Annotated in this window: 20 protein-coding genes; 9 read left to right on the forward strand and 11 right to left on the reverse strand. The window is 65.1% G+C overall.

Going from position 1 to position 20,058, the window contains the following annotated elements:
* Positions 1-42 precede the first annotated feature (42 nt).
* Positions 43-1,872 carry a feruloyl-CoA synthase gene (locus QBK88_RS20350; RefSeq protein ID WP_277963483.1) on the forward strand — a complete coding sequence of 610 codons (1,830 nt, stop codon included), beginning with the start codon at positions 43-45 and terminating at the stop codon, positions 1,870-1,872.
* Between the two features lie 638 nt (positions 1,873-2,510).
* On the opposite strand, the gene QBK88_RS20355 is transcribed toward QBK88_RS20350, so the two are convergent.
* The 4 genes from QBK88_RS20355 to QBK88_RS20370 all read right to left on the reverse strand — a co-directional run bounded on the left by QBK88_RS20355 (position 2,511) and on the right by QBK88_RS20370 (position 4,568).
* Positions 2,511-2,972: a MarR family transcriptional regulator gene (locus QBK88_RS20355; RefSeq protein ID WP_277963455.1), complete on the reverse strand. Its 462-nt coding sequence runs from the start codon at positions 2,970-2,972 to the stop codon at positions 2,511-2,513.
* Positions 2,973-3,153: 181 nt separating this feature from the next.
* On the reverse strand, positions 3,154-4,041 hold the full coding sequence (locus QBK88_RS20360; protein ID WP_277963456.1) for a LysR substrate-binding domain-containing protein: 888 nt from the start codon (positions 4,039-4,041) through the stop codon (positions 3,154-3,156).
* Between the two features lie 68 nt (positions 4,042-4,109).
* Positions 4,110-4,367, reverse strand: a complete 258-nt coding sequence (locus tag QBK88_RS20365; RefSeq protein WP_277963457.1) for a hypothetical protein — start codon at positions 4,365-4,367, stop codon at positions 4,110-4,112.
* A 36-nt stretch (positions 4,368-4,403) separates the two neighbouring features.
* On the reverse strand, positions 4,404-4,568 hold the full coding sequence (locus tag QBK88_RS20370) for a hypothetical protein (RefSeq protein ID WP_268141100.1): 165 nt from the start codon (positions 4,566-4,568) through the stop codon (positions 4,404-4,406).
* A 281-nt stretch (positions 4,569-4,849) separates the two neighbouring features.
* On the opposite strand from QBK88_RS20370, the gene QBK88_RS20375 reads away from it, so the two are divergent.
* Positions 4,850-5,266 carry a PACE efflux transporter gene (locus QBK88_RS20375; protein WP_277963458.1) on the forward strand — a complete coding sequence of 139 codons (417 nt, stop codon included), beginning with the start codon at positions 4,850-4,852 and terminating at the stop codon, positions 5,264-5,266.
* 129 nt (positions 5,267-5,395) lie between these two features.
* On the opposite strand, the gene QBK88_RS20380 is transcribed toward QBK88_RS20375, so the two are convergent.
* On the reverse strand, positions 5,396-5,557 hold the full coding sequence (locus tag QBK88_RS20380; protein WP_268141105.1) for a DUF2986 domain-containing protein: 162 nt from the start codon (positions 5,555-5,557) through the stop codon (positions 5,396-5,398).
* 24 nt (positions 5,558-5,581) lie between these two features.
* The gene (locus QBK88_RS20385; RefSeq protein ID WP_277963459.1) at positions 5,582-5,830 is read right to left on the reverse strand and encodes a hypothetical protein; all 249 of its coding nucleotides are present in this window, start codon (positions 5,828-5,830) and stop codon (positions 5,582-5,584) included.
* A 198-nt stretch (positions 5,831-6,028) separates the two neighbouring features.
* On the opposite strand from QBK88_RS20385, the gene QBK88_RS20390 reads away from it, so the two are divergent.
* Together QBK88_RS20390 and QBK88_RS20395 are read left to right on the forward strand one after the other, a co-directional pair.
* Positions 6,029-6,460: a DNA methylase gene (locus tag QBK88_RS20390; protein ID WP_268141109.1), complete on the forward strand. Its 432-nt coding sequence runs from the start codon at positions 6,029-6,031 to the stop codon at positions 6,458-6,460.
* Entirely contained in the window at positions 6,457-7,206 is a 750-nt protein-coding gene (locus tag QBK88_RS20395) for a DUF72 domain-containing protein (RefSeq protein WP_277963460.1), read from the forward strand. The genes QBK88_RS20390 and QBK88_RS20395 overlap by 4 nt, the downstream gene beginning before the upstream one ends.
* An 80-nt stretch (positions 7,207-7,286) precedes the next feature.
* On the opposite strand, the gene QBK88_RS20400 is transcribed toward QBK88_RS20395, so the two are convergent.
* Positions 7,287-8,669: an MFS transporter gene (locus tag QBK88_RS20400; RefSeq protein WP_277963461.1), complete on the reverse strand. Its 1,383-nt coding sequence runs from the start codon at positions 8,667-8,669 to the stop codon at positions 7,287-7,289.
* 94 nt (positions 8,670-8,763) lie between these two features.
* On the opposite strand from QBK88_RS20400, the gene QBK88_RS20405 reads away from it, so the two are divergent.
* Together QBK88_RS20405 and QBK88_RS20410 are read left to right on the forward strand one after the other, a co-directional pair.
* Positions 8,764-9,630: a LysR family transcriptional regulator gene (locus QBK88_RS20405; RefSeq protein ID WP_277963462.1), complete on the forward strand. Its 867-nt coding sequence runs from the start codon at positions 8,764-8,766 to the stop codon at positions 9,628-9,630.
* Positions 9,631-9,791: 161 nt separating this feature from the next.
* Entirely contained in the window at positions 9,792-11,009 is a 1,218-nt protein-coding gene (locus tag QBK88_RS20410; protein ID WP_277963463.1) for a GGDEF domain-containing protein, read from the forward strand.
* A 27-nt stretch (positions 11,010-11,036) separates the two neighbouring features.
* Here QBK88_RS20410 and QBK88_RS20415 read toward each other — a convergent pair whose 3' ends face one another.
* The 4 genes from QBK88_RS20415 to QBK88_RS20430 all read right to left on the reverse strand — a co-directional run bounded on the left by QBK88_RS20415 (position 11,037) and on the right by QBK88_RS20430 (position 15,707).
* Complete coding sequence (locus QBK88_RS20415; RefSeq protein WP_277963464.1) at positions 11,037-12,140, reverse strand: MBL fold metallo-hydrolase; 1,104 nt, start codon at positions 12,138-12,140, stop codon at positions 11,037-11,039.
* 198 nt (positions 12,141-12,338) lie between these two features.
* Positions 12,339-14,057, reverse strand: a complete 1,719-nt coding sequence (gene poxB, locus QBK88_RS20420; protein WP_277963465.1) for a ubiquinone-dependent pyruvate dehydrogenase — start codon at positions 14,055-14,057, stop codon at positions 12,339-12,341.
* A gap of 97 nt (positions 14,058-14,154) precedes the next feature.
* On the reverse strand, positions 14,155-14,859 hold the full coding sequence (locus tag QBK88_RS20425) for a cupin domain-containing protein (RefSeq protein WP_277963466.1): 705 nt from the start codon (positions 14,857-14,859) through the stop codon (positions 14,155-14,157).
* Positions 14,860-14,876: 17 nt separating this feature from the next.
* Positions 14,877-15,707 (reverse strand): GNAT family N-acetyltransferase, encoded by an 831-nt coding sequence (locus QBK88_RS20430; RefSeq protein ID WP_277963467.1) that lies wholly within the window; start codon positions 15,705-15,707, stop codon positions 14,877-14,879.
* Between the two features lie 594 nt (positions 15,708-16,301).
* Here QBK88_RS20430 and QBK88_RS20435 point away from each other — a divergent pair.
* From QBK88_RS20435 to QBK88_RS20445, 3 genes are all read left to right on the forward strand, one after another.
* Positions 16,302-16,973 (forward strand): haloacid dehalogenase type II, encoded by a 672-nt coding sequence (locus QBK88_RS20435; RefSeq protein WP_158153294.1) that lies wholly within the window; start codon positions 16,302-16,304, stop codon positions 16,971-16,973.
* Positions 16,974-17,031: 58 nt separating this feature from the next.
* Positions 17,032-18,306 (forward strand): NAD(P)/FAD-dependent oxidoreductase, encoded by a 1,275-nt coding sequence (locus QBK88_RS20440; protein WP_277963468.1) that lies wholly within the window; start codon positions 17,032-17,034, stop codon positions 18,304-18,306.
* Positions 18,307-18,387: 81 nt separating this feature from the next.
* Positions 18,388-20,031 (forward strand): ABC transporter substrate-binding protein, encoded by a 1,644-nt coding sequence (locus QBK88_RS20445; RefSeq protein ID WP_277963469.1) that lies wholly within the window; start codon positions 18,388-18,390, stop codon positions 20,029-20,031.
* Positions 20,032-20,058 lie beyond the last annotated feature (27 nt).

Consider the following 20,058-nt stretch of genomic DNA (forward strand, 5'->3'; position numbering starts at 1 on the left):
CAACAAAAACAACAGGCAGAGGGATATCACGTGAACCGTTCAATGGAGGCGCCATGGCGCGCCGTGAACATCGGCCACCCGCAGGTGCAGGTCGATGAAGTGCAGGGCGTGCTGCACATGCGTGCCCTGGAACCGCTGCAGGCCCACCCGCACCGCCTGATGGAGCGCCTGCAGCACTGGGCCCGCGTACGCCCGCAGCAGACCTTCGTGGCCCGTCGCGGCGCCGATGGCCAGTGGCTGCGCATCAGCTATGCGCAGATGCTCGAACGCACCCGGGTCATCGCCGAGCGGCTGCTGGACTTCGACCTCAGCGCCGAGCGGCCACTGGTGATTCTCTCTGGCAACGACCTTGAACACCTGCAACTGACCTGCGCCGCGCTCTACGCCGGGGTGCCCTATTGCCCGGTATCGCCGGCCTACTCGTTGGTGTCGCGCGACTATGGCAAGTTGCGTCATATCATCGACACGCTGACCCCCGGCCTGGTCTACGCCGCCGATGCCAGCTACGGCGGGGCCATCGCCGCGGTGCTGCCCAACGGGCTGCCGGTGGTGCTTGGCGAAGGGCAATTGCCAGAGCGCAGCGGCCTGGTCTTCGCCGATCTGCTGAAGGGAACGGGCGGTGCCCGGGCCGACGCCGCGTTCAGCGCACTGACGGCCGACAGCATTGCCAAATTCCTCTTCACGTCCGGCTCCACGAAACTGCCCAAGGGCGTGGTCACCACCCAGGGCATGCTCTGCGCCAACCAGCAGATGCTGCTGCAGACCTTCCCCGAATTCGCTGACGAGCCGCCGGTGCTGGTGGATTGGCTGCCGTGGAATCACACTTTTGGCGGCAGCCACAATGTCGGCATCGTGCTGTACAACGGTGGCAGCCTGTACATCGACGACGGCAAGCCGACCCCGGCGCTGTTCGAGGAGACCTTGCGCAACCTTGCCGAGATTTCGCCCACCGCCTACCTGACCGTGCCCAAGGGCTGGGAAGAACTGGTCAGCCGCCTGGAGCATGACGCCGCGCTGCGGTCGACGTTTTTCAAGCGCATGAAGCTGTTCTTCTTTGCGGGCGCCGGGCTGTCTCAATCGGTCTGGGACCGCCTCGACAAGGTTTCGGTGGCGCACTGTGGCGAACGTATCCGCATGATGGCCGGCCTGGGCATGACCGAGACCTCGCCTTCCTGCACCTTCACCACCGGGCCGCTGTCGGTGGCGGGCTATGTCGGCCTGCCGGCACCGGGTTGCGAGGTCAAGCTGGTGCCGCGCGAAGGCAAGTTGGAAGTGCGCTTTCGCGGCCCCCACGTGATGCCTGGCTACTGGCGTTCACCGCAACAGACCCGGGAAGCGTTCGACGAGCAGGGTTTTTATTGTTCGGGTGACGCGGTGAAGCTGGCCGACCCGGCCAACCCGCAATTGGGGCTGATGTTCGATGGACGAATCGCTGAAGACTTCAAGCTGTCGTCCGGCGTCTTCGTCAGTGTCGGGCCGTTGCGCACGCGGGTCATACTCGAAGGTGCGCCTTATGTGCATGACGTCGTGGTGGTGGGGCCGGATCGTGAGCGCCTGGGGCTGCTGGTGTTTCCACGGCTGGACGAATGCCGCCAGCTCAGTGGCCTGGGCAGCGAGGCGTCGGTCGCCCAGGTAATAGCGGCAGCCCCCGTGCAGGATTGGCTGGCCGGCTTGCTTGCCCACCTGAACGCACAGGCCACCGGTAGCGCCAGCCGCCTGGACTGGGCCAGCCTCGCCCAGGAGGCACCCTCCATCGACCGAGGTGAAATCACCGACAAGGGTTCGATCAACCAACGCCTGGTGCTGCAATGCCGTGCAGCCCTGATCGATGACCTCTACGCCGGCAACATCTCGCGGGTGCTGGCGCCCTGAGTCGGCGTGTTATGCCTGGTCTGCCACAGGGCCATTGCGAACCCGTAGGACCGGGCGAAGCTCGGGAAGGGGCCCGCCAGATCGACCACGTCGTCTGCTTCCCGAGCTTGCGCCCGGTCCCACAACGGCACGCTGCCACAGGGCCATGGCAGTCCTGTGGGACCGGGCGAAGCTCGGGAAAGGGCCCGCCAGGCCGACCGCGTCGTCTGCTTCCCGAGCTTGCGCCCGGTCCTACAACGGCACGCTGCCACAGGGCCATGGCAGTCCTGTGGGACCGGGCGAAGCTCGGGAAGGGGCCGGTCAGATCGAGCGCGTTGTCCGCTTCCCGAGCTTGCGCCCGGTCCTACAACGGCACGCTGCCACAGGGCCATGGCAGTCCTGTGGGACCGGGCGAAGCTCGGGAAGGGGCCCGCCAGATCGACCGCGTTGCCTGCTTCCCGAGCTTGCGCCCGGTCCCACAACGGCACGCTGCCACAGGGCCGTGGCAGTCCTGTGGGACCGGGCGACGCTCGGGAAGGGGCCCGACAGATCGACCGCGTCGCCTGCTTCCCGAGCTTGCGCCCGGTCCTACCAACCAGGTCTCACGAAGATAGTTGCTGCGGGGCCAGGTGGCTTGCAGTAACTTCCAGGCGCCGCTTTCAGCCCTGATACACCTTGCGCAGCAACCCGCGCAGTTGCTCGCGCTCTTCACTGCTCAGGTTCGCCGTGGCCTCCTGGTCGCTGCGCGCTGCGACTTCTTTCAACTCCTTGAGCAGCGCCTCGCCGGCCTTGCTCAAGAACAGTCCATACGAACGCTTGTCCGGTTTGCAGCGCACGCGCAGGGCCAGGCCGCGCTCTTCCAGCTTGTTCACCATCGGTACCACCTGGGGCGGCTCGATTGCCAGGCTCTTGGCCAGTTCCGCCTGGGTGGGGCCCGGGTTCTGGGCAATGATCGCCAGCGCGGAAAACTGCGCAGGGCGCAGGTCGTAGGCGTTCAAACGCTCGACCAAGTGCTGGAAAACCTGAATTTGCGCACGCCGCAAGGCGTAACCGATCAGGTCGTCGAGCACCCCGGTATCGAGGGTGTCGGGGGTGGGGGGCAACGTACTGGGAGTGGCCATGGCATCGGACTTTTTGTTGGAGTAATCGTTAAGCAGTATAACGGTTTCACCCGTCGTGGATACCCGCCTGAACCGGGGTTCGCCGTTCGGATCCCTCGGGCTTGCAGGAAATGCATTCCAGCGAAGGCCAGGCAAGGCGAAAACACGCGCCTGTTTTCAATACAGCATGGCCGAGCAAAGCCTAGGCGCAACCCTCAACCTGGCTGCGTAGCCAGGCGATGAACTCGCGCACAGGCGCGCGCCGCTCCTGGCCTGGCACGCACACCGCGCAATACGTCGCTGCCGGCAGCCGTACCTGCGCACGGTAAGGCGCCAGCAGCCCGCGGGCGACACTGTCAGCCACCAGCACGCTGCTGGCCAGCACCAGGCCGTGGCCCGCGACGGCTGCCTGCAGCGCATAATGTTCATCATCGTACTGGCGCAGCCGCGCCCGTGCTGGCCAGTCCGGTTGCCCGGCCCGCTCGCACCAGGTGGGCCAGTCCAGGACCAGGGGCGCCTGGCTTTGCCACGGCACGCTGATCAGGTCCAGCGGCCCCCGGTCCGGCACAACCAGGCCCGGCTGCAGGTAAACCGCCATGAACTCCTCCAGCAGCGGCTGGGCAAACAGCGTCGGGTCGGGCTGGATGACGGCGCGCAAGGCCAGGTCCACCGCCGCGTCGCGGTGCAGGTCAACCAACTGGTTGTCGGTTTGCACCCGTACCTGGACGTCAGGGTAGCGCCGGTAGAAATCCCCCAGGCGCGGGATCAGCCACAGGCTGGCGAACGCCGCAGTGGTGGTCAGCGTCAGGCTGTGAGTATCACGGTCCGGCACCAACGCGCTCAAGCTGTCCAGCAAGTCGCGCAAGGCATCGTGCACCTGGAGTCGCAGGCGCTCGCCGTCAGCGGTCAGGCGCACGCCCTGGCCGGTGCGTTCGAACAGCAACACGCCCACATGCTGTTCCAGGCTCTTGACCTGATGGGACACCGCCGCTGGTGTCACCGCCAGTTCATCGGCGGCCGCCTTGAAGCCCCCCAGGCGGGCAGCGGACTCGAAGGTGCGAAGGGCGGTCAGGGGCAGTCTGGCAAACACGGTCGGCTCTCGATCATGGGCATTGGCAGCCTATGAAGCGCAAGCCGAACGTGTTTAGTCAAGGTGACTCAGTAGCGGGTGATCCAGCGTTTGAGCCGCGCCAGGCCGCCGCTTGTAGCAGGGGCAGGGCGTTCTTTCAGGGCATCCAGGGTGCTGGCGGCCATGAGGGTGTGTTCGCGCAGGGCGCTGAGACGCGTATGCAATTGCTCTTTCAACTGGTCGCGTTCGTGGGCAGGCGATAGCTGAATGAGTTGGTTGGCGAGGAAGAAATTGAGCTCCATCTGCTGGTCCAGGGCATCGTTGACTTGCTTGATTGCCTTGATCATGTGTGGTCCATCCGCGGCAGGTACGAGACGGCCTGCTCAGTCGCGAGGTTCGGGCATCAGCACGGGTGCCGCTTCCAGGCGGGTCCTGAGCTGTTCGACATAGGCCTGGGCCTCTTCCTCGTTGCGGAAGGTGACCGGGGCATCGTTCAGCCAGACCAGGCAGGTGTTATCGTTGTTGTTTTTTTCGATCTTGATCTTCATCCGTAAAGCCATCTGCAATAGGTGTGAAGCGATAGTATCGTATTCGCCGGGTGCATCAAAATGTATCGTAAGGTGTCTGGAATGGGCTTTTCAGCCGGATCCTGATTTTGGCTAGTAAAAATCCAATTTTAGCTAGCAATAAGCGGGTGTCGAGAAAAGGCTATCGATAGGCCCTGTGTGCAGGCTGAAATCATTTGAGGCAGGCTCAGAAAAGCTCGTTTGAGGCGGCACGCGACGCAGCACTAGGCTACCGGTCTCTCAACGGTTTCAGGTGTTCGATCATGCAAGGCATTTCCCGTCGTGTACTTCAGGCATTGCTCTACGAAGGCATTGCGGTGCTGTGCGTCGGCCCGCTGCTGAACCTGTTTTTTCACCAGGGCATGGGCTACTCCACGGCGCTGGCGGTGATCATCAGCGTGGTGGCTCTGGGTTGGAACCTGTTGTTCAACCTGGTTTTCGAGCACTGGGAGCGCCACCAGCGCCACCCGGCGCGCACGCCCGCACGACGGGTGCTGCACGCGGCTGGTTTCGAGGGCGGGTTGGTGGTGATGCTGGTCCCCTTGATGGCGGCCTGGCTAGGCATCGGGCTGTGGCAGGCGCTGGCGGCTGACCTGGGGCTGTTCGGGTTTTTCTTTCTGTACGCGCTGGTGTTTCAGTGGGGCTTCGACCGGGTGTTCGGGGTCCCGCAATGGTCATGAGCTACAGGCTTGCCACCAGTGGCCACACCCACCACCCTATCGCGAGCCCCAGCACACAGCCGGGCGATCACCGAGGCCACCCCCAGGAACGCTGTGCCAGCGGTTGCGCCAAATAGCGCCTGACGGCATTCAGGCCTCGGCAGGCGCGGTGGCCGCCTGGTCGGTTTCACTGGCCAGTTTCGCCCGGTCAGCCTTGCTGATGTATTGCGGCTTGCTTTTGGGGGCCAGCTTGGCGCTGGCTTTCTTGGCATTGGCTTTCAATAGCTGATTGATCTTCTTGCGACGGTTCATGGTGTTTCGCTCAATGGGGTGAGACTATTTGCACTGTTCCAGCACGACCTTGCACGTACGCGGCGTGCCTCCCGAGCGCTCGGCGTAGAGCGCGCAGTTCTGCAGGGACTTCTTGCGCGCCGCGCCGAGGCTCGCGCCCCAGGCCAGGCTGCCCTCGCCCCGGGTCGGCAGCGCCTTTGCATAGCACCTGGAGGCCGACTGGCTGGAGCACCCGGCCAGCATTGCCAGTCCCAGGGCAAGCACGGCCCAACGCAGGAGTAGGCGAGGCGTCATTTCAATTCCCCTGTCGCAAGAGACGGCTGGTTCTGGCGTACAGCCAAAGGTATGCCGCGCATTATGCCACCAACCTGATTGTGTGGGGGGGCAAGCTCGCGCACCTGGCTTCCCATCGGGCGGCAGGCGTTGTGCAACCAAACCGGCAGCCCTCAGGTCAACAAGCGTATCCTCCCACCGGCCAATAAGGTGCGCACCGTGAAAAGCGTTATCACCGCAGCCGATCTGAATATTCGTCTGGGAGCAGACGATGACCCTGCGCTGTTCAAATGGCTGGTCGCCAGTTTTCTGATGGGCAAGCGCATCCAGAGTGACATTGCCGCCGAGGCTTACCGGGTCATCGTTCAAAAACACCGATGCGATACACCGAGCAAGCTGGCGGCGTGCAGCCATCGTGAGCTGGTGCGCATGCTAGGGGAGGCACGTTATACCCGATACGATGAATCCACCGCCGAGCGGTTGCTCAAGTTAAGCAGGCGCCTGAATGATGAGTATGGTGGCAAGGTGACCAACATCCGCCAGGCCAGCGACGACTGTCCGGCCTTCGAAACGCGGCTCAAGGCGTTTGAGGGTATTGGGCCGAAAACCGTCGAGATCTTCCTGCGGGATGCCCGCGGTGTGCTGTTTTGAACCGCACCGCGCTCTACCTGGGCTGCGCGGGCTGGAAGCTGGGCCGCGAATACTGGCCGGAATTCGCCAGCGTTGGCACCCACCTGGCGCGTTACGCCTCGCGCCTGAATGCCGTCGAGATCAATAGTGCGTTCTACCGCCCGCATCGCCCCGCCACCTATGCCCGCTGGGCGGCCAGCGTGGGGGAGGCGTTTCGCTTTTCGGTGAAAATGCCCAAGGCCATCACCCACGAACAGCGCCTGCAAGACGTGTCGATGCTGCTGGAAGGGTTTCTTTGCCAATGCTCGGCACTGGGGGAGCGGCTCGGTTGCCTGTTGGTGCAGTTGCCACCCTCCCTGGCATTCGATGCGGGCGTGGCGCAGGCGTTTTTCCAGACCCTGCGGGCGCAGTACTCAGGGGATGTGGTGGTCGAGCCACGGCACGAGTCCTGGGTTGAGGCTCACGATTTACTGCTAGCGCATCGGATCGCCCAGGCGGCGGTCGACCCCTCGCGAATCAGCAGCGATAGCCTGCCGGGCGGGTGGCAGGGTATGCGCTACTGGCGCCTGCATGGCGCCCCGCGCATTTATTACAGCGCCTACGGGGATGAATGGCTTGAGCGCCTGGCCGGGGAAATCGAAGCGACCCTCGCCGATGGCGTACCCACTTGGTGCATCTTCGACAACACCGCGCGGGATGCGGCGGTGGGCAATGCAGTGTTCACGGGGCGGTTGCTGGGTGTCGGCGGCAGCGCTGCCAACGGGTAGGACCGGGCGCCAGCTCGGGAAGTGGGCGGCGCGGTGTATCGTGCAGACCGCGGCGTGGCTTTCCCGAGCTTCGACCGCTCCTACCGCGAGCGGTCTCTGCCACTGGCTGGCGGTAGGCCTTTGAAGGCAGCCACTGCGGCGAGCAGCAACGCCGCCACCGCCACGAACAGTGCCTCGCGCAGGCCCGGCATGAATGCCTGGGGAGCCGGCCCCCGGACCAGAAAACCGAACCACGCCACACCGACGATGCCGCCCACCTGCCGCGCCGCGTTGAGCAACCCCGATGCTGTGCCTGCAAGCGCCGAGGGCACCGACATCAGGGTGGCGCTGGTGATGGTGGGGATGGTCAGGGCGATGCCGCTGCCAGAAAGCAGCATCGGGGCGATCAGCCAGCCGAAGCCGGGCATCGTCAGGGCAGGTACCATCAGCAGGTAACCGACTGCCGAGATCAGCAGGCCAGCACTGGCCAGTGAGCGCCGGCCGACGCGCCTCGCCAGCCTGCTGGCGAGGATGTTCATTACCATCAGCACGGCCATCATGGGCAGAAACGCGAGCCCGGTCTGCTCGGGGGTGAACTGTTCGGTGCCTTGGAAATACAGGCTCAGGGTGAAGACCATGCCGTAGAACACCAGGTTCGCGACCAGGCCGATGACGCTGGCGCTGCGCAACGCTGGGTCGTGAAACAGGCCCAGGGGCAGCATCGGCTGAGCCGCGCGCGATTGCCGCCATACGAACAGCATCGCCAGCACCAGGCTTGCGGCCAACGCCCCCAGAATCATGGGGTTGCACCAACCCCACTGACTTGCCTCGGTCAGGGCAAAGGTGAAGCTGGCCAGGGTCAGTACCGCGGCGAGTTGCCCGGGTATATCAAGGCTGCGCTGGGGCTGCGCCGGCGAGCTGGGGGCATGGTGCGCGGTCAGCCACAGGCCGATCAACCCGACCGGCATATTGATGAAGAACAGGCTGCGCCAGCCGAACGCGGCGATCAGCAGCCCGCCCACTACCGGCCCTGCCGCCAGCGCGATGCCACCGCCGGCCCCCCACCAGCCCACGGCGCGGCTACGGGCGTGGTCGTCGACGAATGCTTGTTGCAGCAGTGACAGTGAGGTCGGTACCAGCAAGGCAGCGCCTACCCCCTGGGCCAGCCGCCAACCGATCAAAGCACCCAGGCTGGGGGACAGGCCGCAGCCCAGCGACGCCAGCGAGAACACGCCAAAGCCCAGCATGAACACGCGCTTGGCCCCCAGCCGGTCACCCAGGGTACCGGCCATCAAGAGCAGCGAGGCGAACACCAGGGCGTAGGCATTCACCACCCATTGAAGCGCGGTGATATCGGCATCCAGCCCTTCGTGCAAGGACTGCAACGCCACGTTGACCACGCTGACGTCCATGAGCACCACGAAAAAGCCCAGGCACGTGGAGAACTGCACATAGCGTGAAGTGGGGCGAGTGAGCGCTTGCATCGGTTGACCTCCTGGTTGGGCGACTTAAGCTACAGGGGCACCGACTGTGCGAAAATCCCGTAAAAGTGCACGGCAAACTGGAGAAAACGCACCGATGTTCGAATGGGAAAACCTTCGTTTTTTCCTGGCCGTTGCCCAGGCCGGCACGTTATCGGGCGCCGCGCGGGCGTTGAACGTCGACCACGCCACGGTCAGCCGGCGCCTCAGTGCCCTGGAAACGCAATTGCAGGTGCGCCTGGTCGACCGGTTGCCCCGTGCCTGCCAACTGACCGGGGTGGGCGAACAGGTGTTCAAACTGGCCACCCAGATGGAGGCCAGTGCCTTCGCGGTACAACGTGCAGTGCGCGCCGAGCACTCGCCCACTGCCGGCCACGTGACTGTCAGCGCCCCACCGGTGCTGGCCAGCAACTTTCTGGCGGGCACACTGGGGGCTTTCCGCCAGCGCTATCCCCAGGTGCAACTGTCCCTCGCCGGGCAAAGCCAGAGTGTGTCGTTGGGCCGCCGCGAAGCTGACATCGCCATTCGGCTTTACCGGCCAACCGAGCCGGATAGTGTCATCCGCAAGGTGGGCAGCATGCCCTTTGCCCTGTACGCCAGCCTCGACTATGAACACCTGGACGCGCCGGTCCGCTGGGCATTCATCGCCTACGAGAGCCAATGGGCCGACCGCGCGCATCAGAAATGGCTGCTCGGCGTGGCGGCGGGACGGCCCATCGCGTGTGGTGTCAGCGATATCACCACCCAGCACGCCGCGGCGCGGGCAGGCGTTGGCGTGGCTGGTCTGCCGACGTTCATCGGCGACAACGACCCCCAGTTGCGGCGGCTGGCATGGGACGGCGAAGGGTTTTGCCCGGATATCTGGCTGGTGGTGCACGAGGACTTGCGGCACTCGGCGCTGTTGCGCGCCGTGATGGATTTTTTGGTAGAGGTGTTTGGCCAGCGGTTTGATGCACAGCCGTGACGGTCGTGGCCGGTGCACAGCGCCGACCGGCGGCTTCAGCTTTGCCGGCGCCCGGCCGATACCCTCATGTCCCGCACAAAAACACCAGACCTGCCACGGACATGGGCACGAACACCCCCTGGTACTGTCCCACTGCGACCCAACCCATGATCCGGTGCCGCATGCCTGTTCCCGCTCCCGACAGCTCCAGCCCCGACGACCCTCACATGCTGGCGGAGGTCGAGCTGACCATCGCCGCCGGGGTGCGCACATTGCGTTTCAGCCGTGAACTGGAGCAGCGCTACCAGCGTGACACCCTCAAGCAGCGTCTGAGGTTCATCACGACTGTCGGTATCGGCGGCGCGCTGGTCTACAACCTGTTCCTGCTCAGCGACTGGCTGACCCTGAACGACAAGTTCGCCTGGGTGGCGGCAGGGCGCTTGTGCCTGATAACGCCAATGTTCATCGCCTTGCTGTATTTCGGTCAGCGCCTGACCCAGCGCTGGGCGGTGGAAGTGGTGGCGGCGACCGGCACGGTGGTGTCGTCGCTGATGCCGCTGGTGGTGATGATCTACAGCGACAGCCCCTACCGGCTGCACTACCAACTGGGGATGCTGCTGATCATGGTGTACTGCACCATGATCCAGCAGTTGCCCACGCGTTTCGCCTCGGTGGCCATGTTGTGCATGCTGGTGATTCAACTGGCGACCACCTATCTCGCCGATTTTGCCGACATCAGGATCTGGCAGGCCAACGCGTTGCTGTTTGTGTCCACGGCGGCGCTGTTGCTGATGGGCTCCTACTTTCTGGAGCGCGGCAGCCGGCTGAGTTATCTGTTCGCCTTGCGCGGGCGTTTGCTGCAGGTGCAATTGATGGCCCTGGCGCGCACCGATGCGTTGACCCAGTTGTTCAACCGCCGCTATCAGGGCGAGGTGATGAACTCCATATGGGCGGCCGCGGCGAATGCGCCGGCCAGCGTGGCGGTGATTCTGCTGGATATCGACCACTTCAAGGCCTACAACGACAACTATGGCCACCTGCAGGGCGACGCGTGCCTCAAGCAGGTGAGCCGCGCCGTGCAGCGTACGGCGCAAGCGCATGGTGCCCTGGCGTTCCGTTTTGGCGGCGAGGAAATACTGGTGGTGCAGGTTGATGCCGATGCGGCCCAGGCCAGGGAGTTGGCCGAGGCTTTCCGCGGCGCGGTGGCGTCGCTGGGGGTTCCCCACCCGGTGCTGGGCGAAGGGGCGCGGGTGACGATCAGCCTGGGCATCGCGGCGGCGATGGCGCCGCGGGTTACCGCCAATGCCCTGATCGCCTCGGCCGACAGCGCCCTGTATGACGCCAAACGCGCCGGGCGCGACTGCCTGCGCTGCGCACGGCCCGAAGCCGTGCACGGCTGATGTGGGCGGGCTGGCTGAAGCCCCCTCTCACGGTGCAAGCCGGACCATCTGCCCATGCTGCAATACCGTGAAGGCGTTTTCGGGCAAGCCCGCCGCCTGGGCCGCTTCATGCAACTTCTTCGGCGGTTCATCCAGTGGCTCGTCGGTCAGTTCGAATGTGCCCCAGTGAATGCCCACGGCTTTTTTCGCACCCACGTCCTGGAAGATTTTCACCGCCTGTTCGGGATCGACGTGCTGGGGTCCCATGAACCAGCGGGGCGCGTATCCGCCTACCGGAATCAATGCCAGGTCGAAGCCGCCAAAGGCGGCGCCAATGCGCCGTGAGTCGCTGGAGTAACCGGTATCGCCGGCAAAGTAGAACGAGTAGGGCCGCGCGGCGCCGGGCACGGTTTTGACTGCCCAGCCGCCCCACAGGGTTTCATTGCGGTCGGTGTAGCTGCGGGCGGACCAGTGGGTAGCCGGCACGAACCAGAAGTCCAGGCCGGCGACCCGGGTGTGGTCGCTCCAGTCCAGCTCCTCGGCGTTGTCGATGCCCTTGCCGGCCAGCCAGGCCTTGATGCCCAAGGGCACCAGGAAGCGCGGCGGCCCACCCGGCTGAGCATTCAGGGCCTGGACGCTGGCGGTGTCGAGGTGGTCGTAGTGGCTGTGGGAAATCAGCACCACGTCGATACGGGGCAACTCGTTCAGGGCCAGCCCCGGTGGTGTCCGCCGTTTGGGGCCGGCGAAGGTGAAAGGCGATGCGCGTTCGGAGAACACCGGATCGGTCAGCACATTTACCCCGTTCACCTGCACCAGCGCCGTGGAGTGGCCGACCCAGGTCAGGGTGTCGGTTCTGCGGTTGGCTTTCAGCCAGGCCACGTCCGGGTGGGCCATGGGGAAGGCGTAGCCGTTTTCCGGGGGCGGCGGCAGGTGATGGATAAAGGCATTCCAGCGCCATTTCCACACGGAACCGTGCTGCAGCGGGCCGTCGTTGTTCTCATAGCCATCAGCGGTTCGCGGTGCGGGGTGGATACCACTGGCGGCCAGTCGTTCGGGGGAGGGGCTGAGCGGTGCGTCACTGGCGCCACTGGCGCAAGTGGCGGCGCAGCACAGGGAAAAGCTCCACAGCAGGGGCAGGCCAAGTCGGGGCACGGGATCATCCTTCTGGCGGCATCAGGAAGGCGCCTGCACGGCGCCCGTTCCCAGTGTAGAGCCCTGGCGCGCCCCTGCGTTCCCTGACGGCGCGGCCCACCCTGCAGCAGTGGCCGCAAGGCCGCGTCAGCCTGCACAGGGTGCGCATGATACGCCGCGGCGCCCCAGGACGCGGCCTGGGGCGCCGCTACAGGGGCTTCACCGCCACCAGTTGCCCTTGGCCAGGTTCACCAGTTCCTTGGCCCGCCCATCCAGCACGGCGCGCATCATGAACAGGCCGAAGCCCTTGACGTTGGCCGCGGTGATTTCCGGCGGCATGATCAACTCCTGCCGCTCGCTGACCACGTCCACCAGCACTGGGCCGTCGTGAGCAAAGGCTTGGGCCAGGGCGGCTTCCAGGTCCTGGGGTTTCTCTACCCGAATACCCTTGACCCCCATGGCTTCAGCCATGGCGGCGAAGTTGGGGTTTTCCAGGTCGCAGCCTACATCGACGAAGCCGCTGGCCTTCATTTCCATTTCGACGAAGCCCAGGGTGCCGTTGTTCAGCACGATGACCTTGACCGGCAGCTTGGCCTGCTTGAGGGTGAGGAAGTCGCCCATCATCATGCTGAAGCCGCCGTCACCCGACAGCGATATCACCTGGCGGCCGGGGAGGGTGGCCTGGGCGCCGATGGCCTGAAGCATGGCATTGGCCATGGAGCCATGGTTGAACGAGCCGATCAGGCGGCGCTGGCCGTTCATTTTCAGGTAGCGCGCAGCCCAGGCAGTGGGCGTGCCCACGTCGCAGGTGAAGATGGCGTCGGCGTCGGCCATCTCGCTGACCAGGCGGCTGACGTACTGCGGGTGAATGGTGGAACTGTTCGGCCCGCTTTCGGCGAGGTTGTCCAGGTCTTTCCGGGTTTTGGCGTAGTCTGCCAACGCGGTGTCCAGGTGGGTGGTATCCGTGCGTTCATGCAGCCGTGGCAGCAGTTGCTGCAGGGTGTGGCGCACGTCGCCGATCAGCCCCAGCTTCAACGAACAGCGATTGCCCAGAGCCTCGGGGCGCAGGTCGACCTGGGCCACGCGGCCGTGCTCGGGAAAGAACTGCCGGTAGGGGAAGTTGCTGCCCAGCATCAGCAGCGTGTCGCAGGCCTTCATCGCGTTGAAACCCGAGGCAAAGCCGATCAGGCCGGTCATGCCGACGTCGTAGGGGTTGTCGTATTCCAGGTGCTCCTTGCCACGCAGGGCATGGACGATGGGTGCCTTGAGCAGGCGGGCCAGCGCCACGACTTCCTGATGGGCCCCGGCGCAGCCCGCGCCGCACAGCAGGGTGATGCGCTTGCCGGCGTCGAGAAAGTGCGCCAGCTCGTCCAGTTGCACCGCATCGGGCACCACCACGGGCGGTTTCGGCGCCAGCCACTGGCTGACCGGTGCGTCCAGCGACTCCAGTGCCACGTCACCGGGAATCACCACCACCGCCACGCCGCGGCGGCTGACCGCCACGCGCATGGCGCGCTCCAGCACCTGGGGCAGTTGCTGGGGGCGTGATACCAGTTCCACGTAGTGGCTGCAGTCCTTGAACAGGGATTCGGGGTGGGTGGCCTGAAAATAATCGATGCCGATTTCGCTGCTGGGAATATGGGCGGCGATGGCCAGTACCGGCACGCCGCTGCGGTGGCAATCGAACAGGCCGTTGATCAGGTGCAGGTTGCCGGGGCCGCAGCTACCGGCGCACACCGCCAGCTCGCCGGTCAGGTGCGCCTCGGCGCCCGCGGCGAACGCCCCGGACTCTTCGTTGCGCATGTGCACCCAGTCCAGGCCACCCAGGCGGCGCATGGAATCGGTAAAGCCGTTGAGCGAATCGCCAACCACGCCGTAGACGCGCTGGACGCCGGCCTGCTTGAGGGTGTTGACCATGAAATCGGCGGCTGTGGGCATTGCGGGGCTCCTTGAATGGGGGGATCAAGGGTGTGAGTGCCGGAAGAGGGCGGGTGTTCCGTAGAGGATCATTAAGAAAATGATAGTTTCAAGCGCCTCAGACCACGGCGTAAAACTTGCGCACGTAGCCCTGGCTCAACCATCCGCAACGCGCGCCCTTGGCGACGAACACGGTGTCGCCAGGGTTCACCACCAGCTCGCGGCCCTGGTCCAGACGCAATGTCACCTGGCCTTCGGTCAGGTGCATCAACTCGTGGCACAGATGCCCGCGGCTGCGTCGCTCATACGCAGTGGAGTCCCACACGCCGATGCGCAGGGCGCCTTCCTCAAACGCCCCTTGGGCCCGGCACTGTGGGGCCTGGCTGATGAGGATGTCGTCACCCGGCGGCGCGGACGGGCTCAAGTGGGCGTGCCGGTCCAGTACCGTCAGCCCAGGCTTTGCGCCCGCGTGTGCGCGGGTTGCGCACCAGGCCCACAGCGTCTCGGCACCAGCGTCGAGGGTGAATGCCGTGCCCCGGGCGATGACCACGCTGCCCCCAGCCTTCAAGTGCACCACTTGCTCGCCGCTGACCACGCTCAATTCCCCGGCATGCACGACCAGCATCTCGGTCAGCGGATAGTCCACCACTTCATGCCGGCCGCCCACCCTGACAACACCGGCGGCAAACCCCAGGTCGTCAGTGAAGACGGTACTGCGCCCCGCGGCGAACGGATCGTCGGCCACCCATGGGCCAACCCCTGCCGCGCCGCAGGCAGCGTGCCCCTGTGCAAACGCCAACACCACTGCAATCGAACCGCTCATATCATTTTCCCCTGCAATCAACCAATGGCCTGAGTCACCAACGCAAAGGCACGCGCGTCACCCGAGGGCCGCGGGATTTCCCCGCGGCTCATGCAGGTAACGGTATCCACCCCGGGCAAACCGACGCTGTCCAGGAACCCTTCAAGCCCGCAGCCCACGGGGATGTCGATGCGCACGAAGGCATCCGGCACCTGGGCCAGCAGGTGCTCGATCAGCATTTGCGCCTGCTCGGCGCTGCCGGCCACCACCGGGCCGATGCAGCGGCCGCGGCCGAATGGGCGAAGCACGGCGAAGGCCTGCAGTTGGCCGTCGACATCGATGCCAACCGCCTGTTCGATGTCGGCAAACACCGCCTGCATCACGCTGCCGCGCGCCAGCCCGGTAGCGGCACTGGCCAGTGCGCTCATGCGGGGGTGGTCTGCCGCCGTCAGCCAACGGCCTGGCGTGGCAGGCGCGGTCAGGACACCCACGGTCCCCTGGCGTTGCTGAATATGGCCGAATTCCACGAAACCCATTTTGCGATACAGCGGCGCGCCCGCCACGGTGGCATTCAACAACGCCGTGCGCGGGCCGATGCTTGCCAGCGCCAGGTCCATCAAGCGTCGGCCAATGCCATGGCTCTGGTAGTCGTCACTGACGATAACCAGGCCGATGGTCGACCACGCGCCCTGGTGGCAGGCGAAGGCCGAGCCGATGACGCGGCCGTCGTCCAGGGCGACGAAGCCGTCGGCGACACGCTGCAGCATGGCCCAGTCCTGGGTGCGGTGCGGCCACTTCAGGGCAGCCGACAAGGCATGGGCGGCCGGCACGTCGGCGGCGGTCATGGGGCGGTACGTGTAGTCAGGCATGGGGGGCTCCGATGGGTCGCGATGGCGCCTTGTATCGCACCTGCGCCGAGGGCTGGCAAGGGGGCGCGACAACTTCGGCAGATTGTGCACGGCGGCACGGGGCAGACCACATTAACTGCTTCCACCGCCAAGGTGCCCAGCAGCAAATGCCAGGACCGAGCCAGGTCGGCAGGGTTGTCTTCAGCAGATTCTGCTTGCCGCAGGCCACCTGCAGGCGCGGTGCGGTGGGCCCCTCTATAAGGCAGCGGCGAACCCCCGTTTTTTCAAGGCCCCCACGCACCTGGCGCTCGTCTTGCATTGGTCTTTTCCAACGCAGATTCTGCTGCCGTTCGCCGGCTGCTGCCGTCCAGGTCCCGAATTACGGGGCCAAAACGGCGCACTTTTTCGGCCTTTGCCCGCGTGTGGAGCAGAAAGCACGCAATGCTGCGGGGACGTGTCAAAACGGTTTTTTGTGTTTTCCAGCCTGCGCTTTAAACGCCATCTGCTGATTTCACAGTGTTGTAATGAAGTCGCTGCGCAACGGAGGGTTGCCCTCCCCGGGACTGCAACAACGGGCCTTTGCGCCACAGACTTCCACGAACTCAGGACGGCACCATGAGCTTTCTTCGCCCCAAATACATCACCTTCGATTGCTACGGCACCCTCACCAATTTTCACATGGGCACCATGACCCGTGAGCTGTTCGCCGACCGCGTGCCGGCCGAAAAGATGGACGCCTTCGTCAAGAGTTTCTCGTCCTACCGCTTGGATGAAGTGATGGGCGACTGGCAGCCCTACGACGTCATCCTCAAGAACGCCCTGGAGCGCACCTGCAAGCGCTGGGGCGTAGCGTTCAGCGAAGCCGAGGCGCGCCTCTACTACGACGCCGTGCCCACCTGGGGCCCGCACCCGGACGTGACCGCGGGCCTGGCGAAGATCGCCGACAAGATCCCCCTGGTGATTTTCTCCAACGCCAGCGATTCGCAGATCATGTCCAATGTGGACAAGCTGGGCGTGCCGTTCCACAAGGTATTCACCGCCGACCAGGCCAAGGTGTACAAACCGCGGCTGGCGGCCTTCGAGTTCATGCTGGACAACCTGGGCTGCGGCCCCGAGGACGTGCTCCACGTGTCGTCCAGCTTCCGCTACGACCTGTTCTCGGCCCATGACATGGGCATCAAGAACAAGGCCTTCGTTGCCCGGGGCCATGAGCCTGCGGCCAATGCCAGCTACGAGTACAACCAGATCAGCGACATCGGCGGCCTGCCGGGCCTCGTCGGGTTGTAAGCGCACCCCAGGGCGCCGCCACGCTGGCGCCCGTTCCCATTGCCTGCAGGAGCCGTACATGAGCAGTGAATCCTACTGGTTGGATACCGCCCCGGCCTTCGGCCTCGGCCAGGCCGGGCCGGTCGAGGGGCAGGTTGACGTGGCCGTGGTGGGGGGTGGCTTCACCGGCCTGTCGGCGGCGCGCGCCTTGGCGCTAAAAGGCGCCCGGGTCGCGGTGTTCGAGGCCGGCCGCGTGATCGGCGAAGCGTCGGGGCGCAACGGCGGGCAGTGCAACACCGGGGTGGCCCAGGACTACGCGGCGTTGTCGGCCAAGCTGGGCGCAGGGCAGGCCCGAGCGTTCTACCAGGCTTATGAAAGCGCGGTGGCCAGCGTGGACGAAATCGTGCACAGCGAGGGCATCGACTGTCATTACCAGCGCAATGGCAAACTGAAGCTGGCCGCCAAGCCGGAGCATTTCGCCGGCATGGCCAGAACCTGTGAACTGATTCGCCGCGAGGTGGATGCCGACGTGCAGTTGCTGTCGGCCGCCGAGGTGCGCCGCGAGGTGGACTCGGACCAGTTTCACGGCGGCCTGTTGCAGCGCAATGGCGTGCAGATGCATGTGGGCCGTTTTGGCGTGGGGCTGGCCGAAGCGGCCGCGCGCAAGGGGGCGCTGATCTACGAAAACGCCGCGGTCAGCCAGTGGCAGGCCCGGGCGGGCGGGTACCAGGTGCACACGGCACGCGGCACGGTGCAGGCCAAGCAGTTGTTGCTGGCCTCGGGGGCGTCCCAGGTAGGCGACCTGAACTGGTACCGCCGGCGCATGGCCCCGGTGGGCAGTTTCATCATTGTCACCGAGGTATTGGCCCCTGACCTGCTGGCCCGGTTGCTGCCGGCCCAGCGCTCGTACGTGACCAGCCGCATCATCGGCAATTATTTCCGTGTGACGCCCGACAACCGCCTGCTGTTTGGCGGCCGGGCGCGCTTCGCCATGTCCAGCCCGCGTTCCGACGCCAAGAGCGGCGAGATTCTGCGCGCGGCCCTGGCGCAGATGTTCCCGGAACTGGCCCGGGTGCGCATCGATTATTGCTGGGGCGGGTTGGTGGACATGACCGCCGACCGCCTGCCACGGGCCGGCCAGCATGGCGGTATTTTTCACTCCATGGGCTACAGCGGCCATGGCGTGCAGATGTCGGTGCACATGGGCCGGGTGATGGCCGATGTGCTGGACGGCAATGCCGCGGCCAACCCCTGGCGCGGGCTCGACTGGCCGGCCATTCCGGGGCATTTCGGCAAACCCTGGTTCCTGCCCCTGGTAGGGGCGTACTACCGGCTGCAGGACCACTTGCACTGATTCAACCTGCTTTCGTTCAAGCACGTTCGCGGCCAACCGCGAGCCCTTCGTGTAACCCGATTCTCGACAGGTAGAACCGCCATGACAGACAAGAAGGTCGAAGCCCAGCTCATCACCGGCGCCGACAGTGTGCGTATTTTCGATGGTTTGAACCGTGGCATGTCACGCCGTGACGCCCTGCGCATGCTGGGGGTGGCGGGGATCATGGCCAGCAGCGTCGGCGGCTTGCTGGGAGGCGCCGGTTCGGTGTTCGCTGCCGAAGCCGATGCCGGCCCCGCGACCGTGGGCAAGAAGGGCGGAAAAATTCGCGTGGCCGGTATGTCGTCGTCTACCGCCGACACCCTGGACCCGGCCAAGGGCGCACTGTCCACCGACTACGCCCGCCAGTACATGTTCTACAACGGCCTGACCCGTTTCGACTCGCACCTGGTACCACAGCTTGAACTGGCCGAGAAAATCGACCACACCGATGCCAGCCTGTGGGTCATCACCCTGCGCAACGGCATCACCTTCCATAACGGCAAGTCGCTGACCGCCGAGGACGTGGTGTTTTCCCTGACCCGGCACAAGGATCCGGCCACCGGCTCCAAGGTCATGCCGCTGATGGAGCAGTTCGCCGAGATCAAGGCGACCGGCCCGCTGGAAGTACAGATCAAGCTGAGCGCGCCCAACGCCGAGCTGCCATCGATTCTGGCCGTGTCGCACCTGTTGATCGTGCCAGCCGGTACTACTGACTTCAACCTGGGCATCGGCACCGGGCCGTTCACCGTCAAGGAGTTCCGCCCAGGCGTGCGCTCGGTGGCGGCGCGCAACCCCAACTACTGGAAACCGGGCCTGCCGTACCTGGACGAGATCGAGTTCATCGCCATCTCCGATGAGCCGTCGCGGGTCAATGCGCTGCTGTCCGGCGACGTGCACATGATCAACGAGGTCAACCCGCGCTCCACCGCCCGCATCGCCGCCAGTGCCGGGCACGCGGTGGTGGATGCGCCGTCGGGCAACTACACCGACATGATCCTGCGGCAGGACCAGATGCCCACCCAGAATGCCGATTTCAGCCAGGCCATGAAGTACCTGCTGGACCGTGAGCAGGTGAAGTCGGCGGTGTTCCGCGGTTATGCGGTAGTGGGCAACGACCACCCGATCGCGCCCGGTTCGCGCTACTACAATGCCGACCTGCCGCAGACGCCGTACGACCCGGACAAAGCGCGCTTCCTGTTGAAGAAAGCCGGCATGGCCAGCGTCAAGATGCCATTGGTGGCCTCGCCGGCCGCCACCGGTTCGGTGGACATGGCGGTGCTGTTGCAGCAGTCGGCCAAGCAGGCCGGCCTGGACCTGACCGTGAACCGCTTGCCGCCAGATGGCTACTGGTCCAACCATTGGATGAAGCACCCCATCAGTTTCGGCAACATCAACCCACGGCCCAATGCTGACATCATCTTCTCGCAGTTCTTCCAGTCCACGGCGCCCTGGAACGAGTCGGGCTGGAAGAACGAGCAGTTCGACCAGTTGCTGATGACCGCCCGCGGCGAGACCGACGACGCCAAGCGCAGCCAGATGTACAAGGACATGCAGACCCTGGTGCACGACCACTGCGGCATCGGCATTCCGGTGTTCATCAGCAACATCGATGGGGTGGACGCGCGCATCAAGGGCTACGGTAGCAACCCGCTGGGCGGTTTCATGGGCTACATGTTCGCCGAGCAGGTGTGGCTGGACGCCTGACCTCAGCCTTCGTAGCCGCTGCCGAAG

Origin of the sequence: Pseudomonas sp. RIT-To-2, from assembly GCF_029623465.1 — a bacterium.
Classification (GTDB): domain Bacteria; phylum Pseudomonadota; class Gammaproteobacteria; order Pseudomonadales; family Pseudomonadaceae; genus Aquipseudomonas; species Aquipseudomonas silvicola.

Bases quoted from the DNA above. Each gene is read 5' to 3' on its own strand.
- QBK88_RS20350 (WP_277963483.1), top strand. From the start codon at position 43: ATGGAGGCGCCATGGCGCGCCGTGAACATCGGCCACCCGCAGGTGCAG.
- QBK88_RS20355 (WP_277963455.1), bottom strand. From the start codon at position 2,972: ATGGCCACTCCCAGTACGTTGCCCCCCACCCCCGACACCCTCGATACC.
- QBK88_RS20365 (WP_277963457.1), bottom strand. From the start codon at position 4,367: ATGATCAAGGCAATCAAGCAAGTCAACGATGCCCTGGACCAGCAGATG.
- QBK88_RS20370 (WP_268141100.1), bottom strand. From the start codon at position 4,568: ATGAAGATCAAGATCGAAAAAAACAACAACGATAACACCTGCCTGGTC.
- QBK88_RS20375 (WP_277963458.1), top strand. From the start codon at position 4,850: ATGCAAGGCATTTCCCGTCGTGTACTTCAGGCATTGCTCTACGAAGGC.
- QBK88_RS20380 (WP_268141105.1), bottom strand. From the start codon at position 5,557: ATGAACCGTCGCAAGAAGATCAATCAGCTATTGAAAGCCAATGCCAAG.
- QBK88_RS20385 (WP_277963459.1), bottom strand. From the start codon at position 5,830: ATGACGCCTCGCCTACTCCTGCGTTGGGCCGTGCTTGCCCTGGGACTG.
- QBK88_RS20400 (WP_277963461.1), bottom strand. From the start codon at position 8,669: ATGCAAGCGCTCACTCGCCCCACTTCACGCTATGTGCAGTTCTCCACG.
- QBK88_RS20405 (WP_277963462.1), top strand. From the start codon at position 8,764: ATGTTCGAATGGGAAAACCTTCGTTTTTTCCTGGCCGTTGCCCAGGCC.
- QBK88_RS20410 (WP_277963463.1), top strand. From the start codon at position 9,792: ATGCCTGTTCCCGCTCCCGACAGCTCCAGCCCCGACGACCCTCACATG.
- poxB (WP_277963465.1), bottom strand. From the start codon at position 14,057: ATGCCCACAGCCGCCGATTTCATGGTCAACACCCTCAAGCAGGCCGGC.
- QBK88_RS20425 (WP_277963466.1), bottom strand. From the start codon at position 14,859: ATGAGCGGTTCGATTGCAGTGGTGTTGGCGTTTGCACAGGGGCACGCT.
- QBK88_RS20430 (WP_277963467.1), bottom strand. From the start codon at position 15,707: ATGCCTGACTACACGTACCGCCCCATGACCGCCGCCGACGTGCCGGCC.
- QBK88_RS20435 (WP_158153294.1), top strand. From the start codon at position 16,302: ATGAGCTTTCTTCGCCCCAAATACATCACCTTCGATTGCTACGGCACC.
- QBK88_RS20440 (WP_277963468.1), top strand. From the start codon at position 17,032: ATGAGCAGTGAATCCTACTGGTTGGATACCGCCCCGGCCTTCGGCCTC.
- QBK88_RS20445 (WP_277963469.1), top strand. From the start codon at position 18,388: ATGACAGACAAGAAGGTCGAAGCCCAGCTCATCACCGGCGCCGACAGT.